Annotated in this window: 11 protein-coding genes; 6 read left to right on the top strand and 5 right to left on the bottom strand. The window is 65.8% G+C overall.

The annotated features are described in order from the left end of the window. Positions 1-7: 7 nt before the first annotated feature. The 4 genes from ruvX to gshB all read right to left on the bottom strand — a co-directional run bounded on the left by ruvX (position 8) and on the right by gshB (position 3,052). The gene (ruvX, locus tag ABCR88_RS30860) at positions 8-445 is read right to left on the bottom strand and encodes a Holliday junction resolvase RuvX (protein ID WP_015637366.1); all 438 of its coding nucleotides are present in this window, start codon (positions 443-445) and stop codon (positions 8-10) included. Continuing rightward, complete coding sequence (locus ABCR88_RS30855) at positions 445-1,014, bottom strand: YqgE/AlgH family protein (RefSeq protein ID WP_041120245.1); 570 nt, start codon at positions 1,012-1,014, stop codon at positions 445-447. The genes ruvX and ABCR88_RS30855 overlap by 1 nt, the downstream gene beginning before the upstream one ends. Positions 1,015-1,099: 85 nt before the next feature. Continuing rightward, positions 1,100-1,999, bottom strand: a complete 900-nt coding sequence (locus ABCR88_RS30850; RefSeq protein ID WP_011064003.1) for an energy transducer TonB — start codon at positions 1,997-1,999, stop codon at positions 1,100-1,102. 99 nt (positions 2,000-2,098) lie between these two features. Continuing rightward, entirely contained in the window at positions 2,099-3,052 is a 954-nt protein-coding gene (gshB, locus tag ABCR88_RS30845) for a glutathione synthase (protein ID WP_011064002.1), read from the bottom strand. Between the two features lie 236 nt (positions 3,053-3,288). On the opposite strand from gshB, the gene pilG reads away from it, so the two are divergent. The 6 genes from pilG to ABCR88_RS30815 all read left to right on the top strand — a co-directional run bounded on the left by pilG (position 3,289) and on the right by ABCR88_RS30815 (position 13,246). Beyond that, positions 3,289-3,693 carry a twitching motility response regulator PilG gene (pilG, locus tag ABCR88_RS30840; RefSeq protein ID WP_011064001.1) on the top strand — a complete coding sequence of 135 codons (405 nt, stop codon included), beginning with the start codon at positions 3,289-3,291 and terminating at the stop codon, positions 3,691-3,693. Between the two features lie 57 nt (positions 3,694-3,750). Further along, entirely contained in the window at positions 3,751-4,116 is a 366-nt protein-coding gene (gene pilH / locus ABCR88_RS30835; RefSeq protein WP_011064000.1) for a twitching motility response regulator PilH, read from the top strand. Positions 4,117-4,126: 10 nt separating this feature from the next. Then, positions 4,127-4,666 (top strand): chemotaxis protein CheW, encoded by a 540-nt coding sequence (locus tag ABCR88_RS30830; RefSeq protein WP_011063999.1) that lies wholly within the window; start codon positions 4,127-4,129, stop codon positions 4,664-4,666. Between the two features lie 140 nt (positions 4,667-4,806). Continuing rightward, a complete protein-coding gene (locus tag ABCR88_RS30825) occupies positions 4,807-6,870 on the top strand; it encodes a methyl-accepting chemotaxis protein (RefSeq protein WP_011063998.1) in 2,064 nt (687 codons plus the stop codon). 24 nt (positions 6,871-6,894) lie between these two features. Further along, positions 6,895-12,804, top strand: coding sequence for an Hpt domain-containing protein (locus ABCR88_RS30820; protein ID WP_350403818.1), 5,910 nt, complete (start codon positions 6,895-6,897; stop codon positions 12,802-12,804). After that, positions 12,797-13,246, top strand: coding sequence for a chemotaxis protein CheW (locus ABCR88_RS30815; RefSeq protein WP_174395232.1), 450 nt, complete (start codon positions 12,797-12,799; stop codon positions 13,244-13,246). Before ABCR88_RS30820 ends, ABCR88_RS30815 begins: the two co-directional genes overlap by 8 nt. 72 nt (positions 13,247-13,318) lie before the next feature. Here the strand turns inward: ABCR88_RS30815 and ABCR88_RS30810 are convergent, their stop codons facing one another. Then, positions 13,319-13,879 (bottom strand): NADAR family protein, encoded by a 561-nt coding sequence (locus tag ABCR88_RS30810; protein ID WP_041120239.1) that lies wholly within the window; start codon positions 13,877-13,879, stop codon positions 13,319-13,321. Between the last annotated feature and the right edge of the window lie 48 nt (positions 13,880-13,927).

Raw genomic sequence — 13,927 nt, 5'->3', positions numbered from 1 at the left:
TGTGGTCTCAGGTGTTCAACAGACCGGCGTTTTCATCGAGCCAGCCTTGTAGCAGCAGGGCGGCGGCGATGGCGTCCACCGGGTTGTCGCGGTAACTGCCTTTCTGGCCGCCCCGGGCCAGGCGTTCACCCTTGGCCTCGAAGGTGGTCAGGCGTTCGTCGTGGGTATAGAAAGGCACATTGAAGCGGCCGTTCAGGCGCCGGGCGAACTTTTCGGCGCGCACGCACATGTCGCTGGGGCTGCCGTCCATGTTCAGGGGCAGGCCCACCACCACGGCGTCGGGCTTCCATTCCTTGATCAGGGCTTCTACCTGGTTCCAGTCGGGCACCCCGTTTTGCGCCTTGAGGGTGCACAGCTCCCGGGCCTGGCCGGTGATGGCCTGGCCCACGGCAACGCCGATCTGCTTGGTGCCGTAGTCGAAGCCGAGGATCAGTCGCAGGGTCATCAGGCGTGGCCCGCCTGGCTGGTGAGCAGGCTGAGGTTGACCCCCAGGTGCCGGGCGGCGGCTTCCAGGCGCAGTTCGCTGCTGGTGTTGAACAGGATGTCGGCGTCGAAGGGGCAGGTCAGCCAGGCGTTGTCCGCCAGTTCGGCTTCCAGCTGCCCGGCTTCCCAGCCGGCATAGCCCAGGGCGATCAGGCTCTTGGCCGGGCCCACGCCATCGGCGATGGCGAACAGCACGTCCTGGGACGTGGACAGGGACAGCCCCTCGAGTTCCACCGTGGCCTGGTAGACCGGGCCGTTGGGGTGCAGGACGAAGCCACGATCGGTCTGCACCGGGCCACCGCTGAAAATGGGCACGTGCTGGCACAGCAGGGACGGTTCTTGGTCAGGGCGCAATTGTTCGAGGATATCGGCCAGGTTCAGGTCCTGGGGGCGGTTGATCACCAGGCCCATGGCGCCACTGGCGTTGTGCTCGACGATGTAGGTCAAGGTCTGCGCAAAGTTCGGGTCGGCCATATGGGGCATGGCGATCAGGAAATGATGCTTGAGATAGCTTGGGCTGACATTTTTCATGAGCGCTAGTGTGGCGGTGGCGGGCCCGGCTGACAAGCTGGCGATGTGCAGCCATGGCGCTGTCGCACGGACGATTGCCGGCCGATCAGTTGCTGGAAAGCTTGTCGCCCCGGGCGAAGCGCCAGGTGCGGATGATTTCCAGGCGATCGATGTCCGACAGGTCGCCGGTAAAGGGGGCGAACGGCGCCGCCAGGCGCACGATGCGCTGCGCCGCCTGGTCCAGCAGCGGTTGCCCGGAGGACTCCAGCACCAGCACTTCATACAGCGAGCCGTCACGGTTGATCGAGACCATCAACCGCAAGTTGCCGTAGATCTGCTTGCGCCGGGCTTCCTCGGGGTAGTTGAGGTTGCCGATGCGCTCGACCTTCTTGCGCCATTCGTCCTTATACCAGGCGCCCTTGTCGCGCATGGTGGAGGCGGCGCTGAGGCGGTGGATGCGCGGGCGTTTGGCATACAACTGCTGTTCATTGGCCAGCTCGGCTTCCAGGCTGGAAATCTCGCTGGACAGTTGCGAGCTGTCGAACGTCGGAGTGGGGGCCTTGGGAGTCGGGTCTTTCTTGACCTCTTCACGCTGGGTGACGGTCTTTTTCGGCTTGGGCGCGGTGGTGGCCACGGCGGCCTTGGGGGCGGTGTCCTTGACCTCGGGCTTGACCGAGGGCGGCGGCGTGACCTTCTTCACCGAGTTGTCCTGGAACGGTGCGACTTCGGTGGTTTTCGGAATGGCCTTCTTGTCCAGGGTGCCGCTGCCCTGCTGGTTGTCCTGGGCGAGGAAGTCGGCCTTCTTCGGCTTGGTCTCACTCTTGAAGGTGGCCAGGGTGATTTCCAGGGTCTTGCTGATGGCCTTGGGCTCGGCGAAGGAAAAGCCCAGGCCGAGGATCAGTGCCAGGTGCAGGAGCGCCGCGAGGAAAAGGGTAAAACCCAGGCGATCGGCCGCACGCACGCCGCTATGGGCAAGCTCGGGGGGCAGATCGGACGGGAGGCTCATCGGCAGTTCGACATCACAGGAGGCATCACAAAACCAACATCACGGTTTCACAGGCGGCGCATGATAACGCAATGTTGGTTTGTGCTTGGTTGTTCTACATCACTTGGCCTTGAGCTTCTGATCGATGGCATCCATCAGCATCGCGCCGATGTTGGTGCCGAAGGCGTTGTCGATTTCACGGATGCAGGTGGGGCTGGTGACGTTGATTTCCGTCAGATGTTCGCCGATCACGTCGAGGCCGACGAACAGCAGGCCCTTGGCCCGCAGGGTCGGGCCGACCTGGGCGGCGATCCAGCGGTCCTTGTCGCTCAGCGGGCGGGCTTCGCCACGACCGCCGGCCGCCAGGTTGCCGCGGGTTTCACCGGCAGCCGGGATGCGCGCCAGGCAGTAATCCACCGGTTCGCCGTCGATCATCAGGATGCGCTTGTCACCGTCCTTGATCGCCGGCAGGTAGGCCTGGGCCATGATCTGCTGGCTGCCGAGCACGGTCAGGGTTTCCAGGATCACCGACAGGTTCGGATCACCCGCGCGGTGGCGGAAGATCGAGGTGCCGCCCATGCCATCCAGGGGCTTGAGGATCACATCGCCATGCTGGGCCGCGAACTCGCGCAGCACGTCGGCGCGGCGGCTGACCACGGTGGGCGGGGTGCACTGGGGGAACAGCGTGGCAAACAGCTTTTCGTTGCAGTCACGCAGGCTCTGGGGCTTGTTGACCACCAGCACGCCAGCGCTTTCGGCCTGTTCCAGCAGGTAGGTGGAGTAGACGAACTCCATGTCGAAGGGCGGGTCCTTGCGCATCAGGATCACGTCCAGATCGCTCAGCGGGCAGTCGATCTCGGCGTCCAGCTCGAACCACTTCTGCGGGTTGGCGAACACCTGCAGCGGGCGCATGCGGGCCCGGGCCACGCCGGCGCCCTGGTACAGGTCGCGCTGTTCCATATAGAAGAGGGTCCAGCCGCGCTCCTGGGCGGCCAGCAGCATGGCCAGCGAGCTGTCCTTCTTGTAGGAGATGCTGGCGATAGGGTCCATGACAATCCCGACGCGAACGCTCATGGGTGGATTCCTTTAAGAAAATGAGTGGGAGCGAGGCAAAAAAAGTGGCGTCAGAGTGGCGCTGACAGGGGCCTGGGTCAAGGAAAAACCACTGCCTGGCGTGGTCCATAGATTGCAGGGGGGAGAGTGTGCTAAAAAGGCTCGCAGGCCGGGCCCAAGCCTTGAAGTTCAAGGGTTTCACCCATTGCCCGGCGGTACCGGACCAAATCATTCGCTGGGGCGATGGCAGAGCAGATATGGAACAGCATTCCAACGCCTTGAAGGTGATGGTGATCGACGATTCGAAGACGATTCGCCGCACGGCCGAAATGCTGCTGAAGAACGTCGGTTGCGAGGTCATCACCGCAGTGGACGGCTTCGAAGCCCTGTCCAAGATCGTCGACCATCACCCCGGCATCATCTTCGTCGACATCATGATGCCGCGGCTCGACGGCTATCAGACCTGTGCGCTGGTGAAGAACAACAGCGCGTTCAAGTCCATCCCGGTGATCATGCTGTCTTCCAAGGATGGCCTGTTCGACAAGGCCAAGGGGCGCATCGTCGGCTCCGACCAGTTTTTGACCAAACCCTTCAGCAAGGAAGAACTGCTGAGCGCGATCAAGGCCCATGTCCCGGACTTTGTCGCGCTTGCGCCACAGTAGACACGCACAGCGACGCCCGGCCAGCAGGCCGCGCGCCTATACCGTATGGGGAAGACCATGGCTCGTATTCTGATCGTCGATGACTCGCCGACTGAAATGTACAAACTCACCGGCATGCTGGAAAAGCACGGCCATGAAGTGCTCAAGGCCGAGAACGGTGCCGACGGCGTGGCCCTGGCCCGGGAAGAAAAGCCCGACGCGGTGCTGATGGACATCGTCATGCCCGGCCTCAACGGTTTCCAGGCGACCCGCCAGTTGACCAAGGATGCCGAGACCAGCCATATCCCGGTGATCATCATCACCACCAAGGATCAGGAAACCGACAAGGTCTGGGGCACCCGCCAGGGCGCCAAGGACTACCTGACCAAACCGGTGGACGAAGAGACCCTGATCAAGACCCTGAACAACGTCCTGGCCGGCTGACAGCCGCGCCATGAGCCAATCCCAGACCGCCTTCGAGCTGCTGCTGGAGATCGACCAGCGCTGCCGCTTGCTGGCCGCCGACCTGCCGTCCCAGGAAACCCGCCAGCACAGCTGGAGCGGCATCGGCTTTCGCCTGGGCGAGCATTGGTACGTGGCCGCCATGGGCGAGATCAGCGAAGTCCTGCACGAGCCGCGCTACACCCTGCTGCCCGGGGTCAAGCCCTGGGTCAAGGGCGTAGCCAACCTGCGCGGGCGGCTGCTGCCGATCATGGACCTGTGCGGTTTCTTCGGCCATGAGCTGTCGCCCCTGCGCAAGCAGCGGCGGGTCCTGGTGGTGGAGTACAAGGAGCTGTTCGCCGGCCTGCTGGTGGACGAGGTGGCCGGGCTGCAGCACTTTGCCCAGGACAGCCTGGAGCCCGGCATCACCGACTTTGCCGACGCCGCGGTCAACCCCTACCTGCAGGGCCAGTTCCGCCGCGATCAGGTCTGGCAGGTCTTCAGCCCCTTCGCCCTGGCCCGTTCGCCGGGGTTCCTGGAGGTGGCAGCGTGAAGGGCGCCCCGGCGCCTGGGCAACCCGTTGGCCGTGCCACGGGAAGCGCGTGTTTCCCTGGATCAACCCATGCTGCCCCGGCGTTGCGCGCGCCCCGGGCACCCGAATGCGGGACCGCCCGCTCGCCACAGGCCTGATCGATGACCAAAGCCAAAACCGGCAAGCCCCTGGAAGGCTCCCGCAGTCGCTCGCAGATCATCGTGCTGTTCATCGCACTGATCGTGTTCATCATGCTGTTGTTCGCCAACTTCGCTTACCTCAATACCCAGGCCACCTACGACAAACAGTACATCGGCCATGCTGGCGAGCTGCGGGTGCTGTCCCAGCGCATTGCCAAGAACGCCACCGAAGCGGCGGCGGGCAAGGCTGCGGCGTTCAAGCTGCTGGGGGATGCGCGCAACGATTTCGCCCGGCGCTGGGGCTACCTGAAAAAGGGTGACCCGGACACCGGGCTGCCCGGGGCCCCGGTGGCCTTGCGCCAGGAAATGCGCGCGGTGCAGCTGGACTGGGAAAAACTGCTGAAAAACACCGACGCGATTCTCGCCAGCGAGCAGACCGTGCTGTCCCTGCACCAGGTGGCGGCAACCCTGGCGGAAACCGTGCCGCAATTGCAGGTGGAGTATGAAAAGGTCGTCGAGATCCTGCTCCAGCGTGGCGCCCCGGCGGCCCAGGTGGCCATGGCCCAGCGCCAGTCGCTGCTTGCCGAGCGGATTCTCGGTGCGGTCAACACGGTGCTGGCCGGGGACGAAAACGCGGTCCAGGCCGCCGATGCCTTCGGTCGCGATGCCGCGCGCTTCGGCCAGGTGCTCAACGGCATGTTGCAGGGCAACCCGGGGCTGAAGATCAGCCAGGTGGAAGACCCGGATGCCCGGGGGCGGCTGGCGGAGATTTCCGAGTTGTTCGAGTTCGTCTCCGGCTCCGTGGACGAGATCCTCGAAACCTCCCCCGAGCTGTTCCAGGTCCGCGAGTCGGCGAGCAACATCTTCAGCCTGTCCCAGACCCTGCTGGACGAAGCTTCGCTGCTGGCCAGTGGCTTCGAGAACCTGGCCGGCAGCCGCAAGCTGGACACCATCGGCGGCTACGTCCTGGGCTTGCTGGCCCTGGCTTCGATCATCCTCATCGGCCTGGTGATGGTGCGCGAGACCAACCGCCAGTTGCGCGAGACCGCAGAGAAGAACGAGCGCAACCAGAACGCGATCATGCGTTTGCTGGACGAGATCGAGGACCTGGCCGACGGCGACCTCACGGTCACCGCTTCGGTGACCGAGGACTTCACCGGCACCATTGCCGACTCCATCAATTATTCCGTCGACCAGCTGCGCGACCTGGTGGCCACCATCAACCTCACCGCCGGCCAGGTGGCCGGCGCAGTGCAGGAAACCCAGGCCACCGCCATGCAGCTGGCCGAAGCCTCGGAGCATCAGGCCCAGCAGATTTCCGAAGCCTCCACGGCGATCAACGAAATGGCCCAGTCCATCGACCAGGTATCGGCCAACGCCGCGGAATCCTCGGCGGTGGCCGAGCGCTCGGTGGAAATCGCCAACAAGGGCAACGAGGTGGTGCACAACACCATTCACGGCATGGACAACATCCGTGAGCAGATCCAGGACACCGCCAAGCGGATCAAGCGTCTGGGCGAGTCTTCCCAGGAGATCGGCGATATCGTTAGCCTGATCGACGACATTGCCGACCAGACCAACATCCTCGCCCTCAACGCGGCGATCCAGGCCTCCATGGCCGGTGACGCCGGGCGCGGCTTTGCCGTGGTGGCCGACGAGGTGCAGCGGCTGGCGGAGCGTTCCTCGGCGGCCACGCGGCAGATCGAGACCCTGGTGCGGGCGATCCAGACCGACACCAACGAGGCGGTGATCTCCATGGAGCAGACCACCACCGAAGTGGTGCGCGGCGCGCGCCTGGCCCAGGACGCCGGGGTGGCCCTGGAAGAGATCGAAGGCGTGTCCAAGACCCTGGCGGCGCTGATCCAGAGCATCTCCAACGCGGCCCAGCAGCAGACCTCTTCGGCCGGGCAGATTTCCCTGACCATGAACGTGATCCAGCAGATCACCTCGCAGACTTCGTCCGGTTCCACCGCCACCGCCGAGAGCATCGGCAACCTGGCGAAGATGGCCAGCCAGCTGCGCCGCTCGGTGTCCGGCTTCACCCTGCCGGCCACCCGGGGCCCGGCCCCGAATGACAACCGCTGACACAAGGCTTTGACTGGAGTGGTTATGGTTGATCGGCACGACTATGTAGCCCTGGAGTGGGTCAAGGGCGAAATTGCCGAGACCCTGAAGCAGGCGCATCAGGCGCTGGAGCATCTGGCGGACGATCCCCAGGCCCTGGAGGCCATCGACCAGTGCCTGGAAGGCATTCATCTGGTCCATGGCAGCCTGCAGATGGTGGAGTTCTACGGCGCCGCGCTGCTGGCTGAAGAAATGGAAAAGCTCGCCCTGGCCCTGCAGCAGGGGCGCGTGGCCCAGCGCGACGAAGCCCTGCGCCTGCTGCGCCAGGCCATCGGCCAGTTGCCCCAGTACCTGGACCGGGTGCAGAGCGCGCGGCGCGACCTGCCGCTGGTGGTGCTGCCGCTGCTCAACGACCTGCGCAGTGCCCGGGGCGAGAGCCTGCTCTCGGAAACCAGCCTGTTCAGCCCGCAACTGCCCAGCCTGCCGCCCCTGAGCGACAAGGCCCTGGCGGCTTTGGAACCCCTGGAGTTGCCCAACCAGTTGCGCAAGCTGCGACACATGTTGCAGACCGCCCTGGTGGACCTGCTGCGCGAGCAGGATGACGAGCAGAGCCTGGGCTACATGGCCAAGGTCTTCGAACGCCTGGAAGCCTTGTGCCAGGACGCCCCGCTGGCGCCCTTGTGGCATATCGCCTCGGCCCTGGTGGAGGGCATGCGCCACGACGAGATCGCCAACAGCCCGGCGGTGCGCAGCCTGCTCAAGGATGCCGACAAGGAGCTCAAGCGCCTGCTGGAACAGGGCATGGCCGGGATCAACCGGCCGGCCCCCGATGAATTGCTCAAGAGCCTGCTGTTCTATATCGCCAAGGCGCGCCATCCCACCCCATTGATGCTGACCATGAAAGAACGTTACGGACTGGATGACGCCTTGCCCGACAGCGCGGTGGTGGACGAGGAGCGGGCCCGCCTGGCCGGCCCCGACCGGGATGCCATGCGCTCGGTGCTGACCGCGGTGTGCGATGGCCTGGTGCGGGTCAAGGAACGCCTCGACCTGTTCGTGCGCAGCGACCGCCAGCACACCGACGACCTCGAAGGGCTGCTGTCGCCCCTGCGGCAGATCGCCGACACCCTGGCGGTGCTGGGCTTCGGCCAGCCGCGCAAGGTCATCATCGATCAGTTGGCGGTGGTCCAGAGCCTGGCCCAGGGCCAGCGCGCGCCGGACGACGCGGTGCTGATGGATGTGGCGGGGGCCCTGTTATACGTGGAAGCGACCCTGGCCGGCATGGCCGGCACCGTGGAGCCCGAAAGCCGTGAGGAAAGCCGCCTGCCCACCACCGACCTGACCCAGATCCACCAGTTGGTGATCCAGGAGGCGCGGGTTTGCCTGCACCAGGCCAAGGACCTGATCGCCGAGTGCATCGAGGCCGACTGGGACGCCGAACACCTGCAGGCGCTGCCCGAGCTGCTGACCCAGGTGCGCGGCGCCCTGGCGATGATCCCGCTGCCCCGCGCGGCGGGGCTGATGCAGGCCTGCCAGCAGTTTGTCGTCGAACACCTGTTAGCGGCCCGTTCCCGGCCCGACTGGCAGCAACTGGACCACCTGGCGGATGTGCTCACCAGCCTGGAGTACTACCTGGAGCGCCTGAGCGAGGACCACGAGGCGCCGGGGGAGAAGATCCTCGATGTGGCCCAGCAGGGTCTGCTCGCCCTGGGCTATGTGCCGGTGGAGCAGGTGCCGTTGCTCGATCAGCCCCTGAGCCCCAGCGAAGCCCTGGTGATGCAGGACCTGCAAGAGCTGGACGATCCCCGGGTGGCGCAGTCCCTGGCGGATGTCCTGGCGGTGCCGGTCTCGGCCCTCAACCCGCCGGCCCTGATTACCCCGGGCAGCCTGTTGCCGCCGCCAGGGGACGAGGAGCCGGTGGACGATGAACTGCGGGAAGTCTTCCTCGAAGAAACCGAGGAAGTGCTGGAGATGCTGCGCGAGTACCTGCCGCGCTGGGCCGCGGACCCCCATGGCACATCTGCCCTGAGCGAACTGCGCCGGGCCTTCCACACTCTCAAGGGCAGCGGGCGCATGGTGCGCGCGCTGGTGCTGGGGGAACTGGCCTGGGCGGTGGAAAACCTCCTCAACCGGGTGCTGGAGCACAGCGTGGAGCCCGGTGTCGAGGCCCGGAAACTGGTGGCCGACACCCTGCAACTGTTGCCGGAACTGATCGCCGAGTTCGCCCAGCAGGCCCAGCGCCAGCGCGACGATGTCGACCGCCTGGCCGCCCGGGCCCATGCCTTGGCCAATGGCGCGCAAGGCTCGGCGCCAGTGCCGGCCGAGGCCTTGGACCCGCAGTTGCTGGAGATCTTCCGCACCGAGGCCCAGACCCATCTGGACAGCATCAACCGCTTTCTCGAGCAGGCCGCCGAACACGTACCGCTGCAGGCCAGCGACGAACTGCAACGGGCCCTGCACACCCTCAAGGGCAGCGCCTCCATGGCCGGAGTGCTGTCGATTGCCGAGCTGGCCGGCCCTCTGGACCAATTGGCCCGGGAATACCGGGCGCACTTGATCCCCCTGGACCTGGACGAGGTGGAGCTGCTGCTGGAAGCCGAAGGCCTGCTGCGCCGGGGCCTGCGGCAGCTGGACAGCGACCCGCTGGCGCCTATCGATGGCGCCCGCTCCCTGGTGGGCCGCGCCCTGGCCCTGCTGGGGGAGCGCCTGGAAACCCTGCTCAGCGCCCCGGACAGCGCGCCCCGGGCCAAGCGCGACCCGCAGTTGATCAACAACTTCCTGGCCCAGGGCATGGACATCCTGCTGGATGCCGAAAGCCTGCTGCGCCGTTGGCAGCAGCACCCTGGCGAGCGCCAGGAACTCAGCGCCCTGCTGGATGAGTTGACCACCCTGGGCGAGGGCGCGCACCTGGCCGACCTGCACCCGGTGGACGAGCTGTGCGAAGCCTTGCTCGATCTCTATGGCGCGGTTGAAGAGAGCAGCCTGGCCGTCAGCGAGCGTTTCTTCCACGAAGCCGAAAGCGCCCATGATGCCTTGATCAACATGCTCGACGAGCTGGCCGCAGGCCAGGAAGTCAGCCCGCGCCCGGAACGGGTGCAGGCCTTGCGCGAGCTGCTGGATGAAGGTCTGGACCCTTCTGCCACGGGCCTGATCAAGAGCGATGGCGGCCGCGCCCTGAGCATCAGCGAACTGGGCGCGGCCACGGCCCGCCTGGAGCAGGCCGTGGCCCCGATGCAGGCGGACGACGAGATTGTCGAGATCTTCCTCGAAGAAGCGGTGGATATCCTCGAAAGCGCCGACCAGGCCCTGCAGCGCTGGCTGGCCGACCCGGACAATGGCGCGCCACTGTCTTCCCTTCAGCGAGACCTGCACACCCTCAAGGGCGGCGCACGGATGGCCGAAGTGGCACCGGTGGCGGAACTGGCCCAGGAGCTGGAGTCGCTGTACGAGGGGCTGGTGGATCGGCGCTACAGCCACAGCCAGCACCTGGGCCTGCTGTTGCGCAGCAGCCACGAACAACTGGCACTGCTGCTGGAACAGTTGCAGGGGCAGCATCCCCTGGACGAATCCCGGGCGCAGATCGAGGCCGTGCGGTCGTACCGGCAGCAGGCCGCCAGCACCGCCGAAGTGGCCCAGGGCACGGTCGAGGAAGACCGTGCGGCCCAGGACCCGGAGCTGCTGGAAATCTTCCTCGAAGAAGGTTTCGACATCATCGACAGCTCTGCCGCGGCCCTGGCCCGCTGGCAGACCGAGCCCCAGGGCCGCCAGGAAGTGGAAACCCTGCTGCGCGACCTGCACACCCTCAAGGGCGGTGCGCGCATGGTGGAAATCGCCCCCATCGGCGATCTGGCCCATGAACTGGAATTTCTCTTCGAAGGCCTGTCCGCCGGCCTGCTGCAACCTAGCCCGGTGCTGTTCACCCTGTTGCAGAAGAGCCACGACCGCCTGGCCCAGATGCTCGATGCGGCCCGTGCCGGCCAGCCCATCAAGCCGGCCCAGAAGCTCATCGATGCAATCCACGACCTGAGCCATCCGCGGGTAGCGACCGGCGTTGCCGCGCAAGCTGCACTGCCCAGCACCAAGCCCGAGCCCGTTGCGCCCGTGACGGAAGCGGCAGTGGTGGGGGACATGGTCAAAGTCTCGGCAGAGCTGCTGGACGACCTGGTGAACCTGGCCGGGGAAACCTCGATCTTCCGTGGCCGTATCGAACAACAGGTCAACGATGCGCGCACGGCATTGGGCGAGATGGAAACCACCATCGAGCGCATGCGCGACCAGTTGCGCCGCCTGGACACCGAAACCCAGGGGCGGATTCTCAGCCGCCAGCAGGTGGAGGCCGAGCGCCTGGGCTACGAAGAATTCGACCCCCTGGAAATGGACCGCCACTCGCAGTTGCAGCAGCTGTCCCGGGCCCTGTTCGAATCGGCTTCGGACCTGCTGGACCTCAAGGAAACCCTGGACCGGCGCAATCACGACGCCGAGAATCTGTTGCAGCAGCAGGGCCGGATCAACACCGAATTGCAGGAAGGCCTGATGCGCACGCGCATGGTGCCGTTCGAGCGCATGGTGCCCAGACTCAAGCGCATCGTCCGCCAGGTGGCCGAAGAGCTGGGCAAGGATGTGGAGTTCGTGGTCGGTAACGCCGAAGGGGAAATGGACCGCAACGTTCTGGAACGCATGGTCGCGCCCCTGGAACACATGCTGCGCAACGCCGTGGACCACGGTCTGGAATCGGCCGAGGCGCGCCTTGCGGCAGGCAAGCCGGCACAGGGGCGGATCAGCCTGGACCTGTCCCGCGAGGGCGGCGACATGATTTTCGACATGCGCGACGACGGCGCCGGGGTGCCCCTGGAAGCCGTGCGCAAAAAAGCCATCAAGCGCGGCCTGCTGGACCCCGAGGCGCAGCTCAGCGACCGCGAAGTGCTGCAATTCATCATGCAGCCGGGGTTTTCCACTGCCGAGAAGATCACCCAGATTTCCGGGCGCGGGGTGGGCATGGACGTGGTCCATGAAGAGGTGCGCCAGTTGGGCGGCAGCATGAGCATCGACTCGGTTGCCGGCCAGGGCGTGCATTTTCGCATTCGCCTGCCGTTCACCGTGTCGGTCAACCGCGCGCTGATGGTGCAGTGCGCCGACGAGCAGTACGCGATTCCGCTGAATACCGTGGAGGGCATTGTCCGGGTGCTGCCCGGCGAGCTGGACGGCTACTACCAGCTCGACCCACCGCGCTATGAGTACGCCGGCCAGTCTTATCAGCTGTGCTACCTGGGGGAGCTGCTGCACACCGTGCCCCGGCCGAAGCTGCTGGGCCAGGTGCAGCCGCTGCCTGTGCTGCTGGTGCACTGCAACGAGCAGCGCATCGCGGTGCAGGTGGATGCCACCGCCGGCACCCGGGAAATCGTGGTCAAGAGCCTGGGGCCGCAGTTCGCCGCGGTCCAGGGGCTGTCCGGGGCGACGATTCTGGGCGATGGTCGGGTGGTGCTGATTCTCGATTTGCTGGCGCATATCCGCGCCTTGCAGGCCCAGGCACCGCTGCCGCGCCTGGCGGGCGACGAGCCGGCCAGCGAGGTGCAACCGCCGCGGCCGATGCTGGTGCTGGTGGTGGACGACTCGGTCACGGTGCGCAAGGTCACAAGCCGCCTGCTGGAACGCCACGGCATGAATGTGCTCACCGCCAAGGACGGGGTCGACGCCATGGCGCTGCTGGCCGAGCACACCCCGGACCTGATGCTGCTGGACATCGAAATGCCGCGCATGGATGGCTTCGAGGTAGCGATCCAGGTACGCAACGACCCGCGCCTGCAACACCTGCCGATCATCATGATCACCTCCCGCACCGGCCAGAAACACCGCGACCGGGCCATGGCCATCGGCGTCAACGACTACCTCGGCAAGCCCTATCAAGAGTCGGTGCTGCTGGAAAGCATCGCCCTGTGGAGCAAGACCCATGCTTGATCACCGCGCCAGCACTCTCACCGGGCTGCTGCTGCCCCTGGCCGACCGTACCCTGATCCTGCCCAACGTGGCCGTGGCCGAGCTGATCGACTATCAGCAGGGCACCTTCGACCTGGATTCACCGCCCTGGTACCTGGGCCGGGTGCTGTGGCGCGAGCGGTGGATTGCGCTGATCAGCTTCGAGTCGGCCTGCGGTGGCAGGACCGTGATTGGCGAGCGGGCGCGGATCGTCGTGCTCAATGCCCTGGGCGGGCGCCCGGAGCTGAAGTTCATGGCCCTGCTGGTGCAGGGCATTCCCCGCTCCTGCAAGCTCGACAGCCAGTTGAGCTATGTCGACGTGCCCCTGGCTGCGCTGGAAAAGGCCGCGGTGCAGGTGGCCGAGCAGGTGGCCAAGGTGCCGGACCTGCTGGCCCTGGAAGAGTTGCTGGTGGCGGGGCTCTAGGCCTCTTGGCCGGCAAGCCGGCCGCTACACAACATCGCCGGTAGGAGCTGGCTTGCCAGCGAAGGCAGCCCCTCAGCCAATGCGCAACCTGTCCCGCACCTCCATCAGCGCATAGCCCAGCAGATTCAGGCCGCGCCACTGTTCCGGCCGGCTGGCCCTGGCGTCCTCTGCCGCCAGGCCGATGCCCCAGATCCGGTCCACCGGGCTGGCTTCCACCAGTACCTGGTCGCCTGTGGACAGCAGGTATTCACCCAGCGCCTGATGTTGGCTGAACTTGGCCAGGTTGCCCTGCACCACGATATCCAGGCGTGCTTCGGTCCAGCGGGCGTCATCGAAGCCGCGCACCTCGCGACCCAGTTGCTTCACGTCGGCGGGCGTCACGGCCTTGAGGATCCGCCCGTGGGTTTCCTGGTCGCCGAACAGCAGGGCCTTGCCGGCCATCATGAAATGCTCGGCGCTGGGGTATTGAATGCCATCGAGTTCCAGACCTGCGTCGAACCACTGGCTGAAACAGCTCTGGGAGATGCGTCCGTCCCGGGTGGGCTGGTGCCCCCAGAACATCAGGTAGTCAGGCTTCAGGCCATGCTTGAGCTGCTCCAGCAGCGCCTGGTTCGAGCGAATCGGTGTGTCCATGCTGACTCTCATCTTGGTCTGCCCAGGCCGCTCATGGGCCGGTACGGC

Origin of the sequence: Pseudomonas sp. W17 (assembly GCF_040268305.1) — a bacterium.
Classification (GTDB): Bacteria; Pseudomonadota; Gammaproteobacteria; order Pseudomonadales; family Pseudomonadaceae; genus Aquipseudomonas; species Aquipseudomonas protegens.
This window is presented reverse-complemented; position numbering and strand designations above follow the sequence as displayed.

What these genes read in the sequence shown, in the direction of transcription:
- ruvX (WP_015637366.1), bottom strand. Translation starts at nt 445, where the DNA reads ATGACCCTGCGACTGATCCTCGGCTTCGACTACGGCACCAAGCAGATC.
- ABCR88_RS30855 (WP_041120245.1), bottom strand. Translation starts at nt 1,014, where the DNA reads ATGAAAAATGTCAGCCCAAGCTATCTCAAGCATCATTTCCTGATCGCC.
- ABCR88_RS30850 (WP_011064003.1), bottom strand. Translation starts at nt 1,999, where the DNA reads ATGAGCCTCCCGTCCGATCTGCCCCCCGAGCTTGCCCATAGCGGCGTG.
- gshB (WP_011064002.1), bottom strand. Translation starts at nt 3,052, where the DNA reads ATGAGCGTTCGCGTCGGGATTGTCATGGACCCTATCGCCAGCATCTCC.
- pilG (WP_011064001.1), top strand. Translation starts at nt 3,289, where the DNA reads ATGGAACAGCATTCCAACGCCTTGAAGGTGATGGTGATCGACGATTCG.
- pilH (WP_011064000.1), top strand. Translation starts at nt 3,751, where the DNA reads ATGGCTCGTATTCTGATCGTCGATGACTCGCCGACTGAAATGTACAAA.
- ABCR88_RS30830 (WP_011063999.1), top strand. Translation starts at nt 4,127, where the DNA reads ATGAGCCAATCCCAGACCGCCTTCGAGCTGCTGCTGGAGATCGACCAG.
- ABCR88_RS30825 (WP_011063998.1), top strand. Translation starts at nt 4,807, where the DNA reads ATGACCAAAGCCAAAACCGGCAAGCCCCTGGAAGGCTCCCGCAGTCGC.
- ABCR88_RS30820 (WP_350403818.1), top strand. Translation starts at nt 6,895, where the DNA reads ATGGTTGATCGGCACGACTATGTAGCCCTGGAGTGGGTCAAGGGCGAA.
- ABCR88_RS30815 (WP_174395232.1), top strand. Translation starts at nt 12,797, where the DNA reads ATGCTTGATCACCGCGCCAGCACTCTCACCGGGCTGCTGCTGCCCCTG.
- ABCR88_RS30810 (WP_041120239.1), bottom strand. Translation starts at nt 13,879, where the DNA reads ATGGACACACCGATTCGCTCGAACCAGGCGCTGCTGGAGCAGCTCAAG.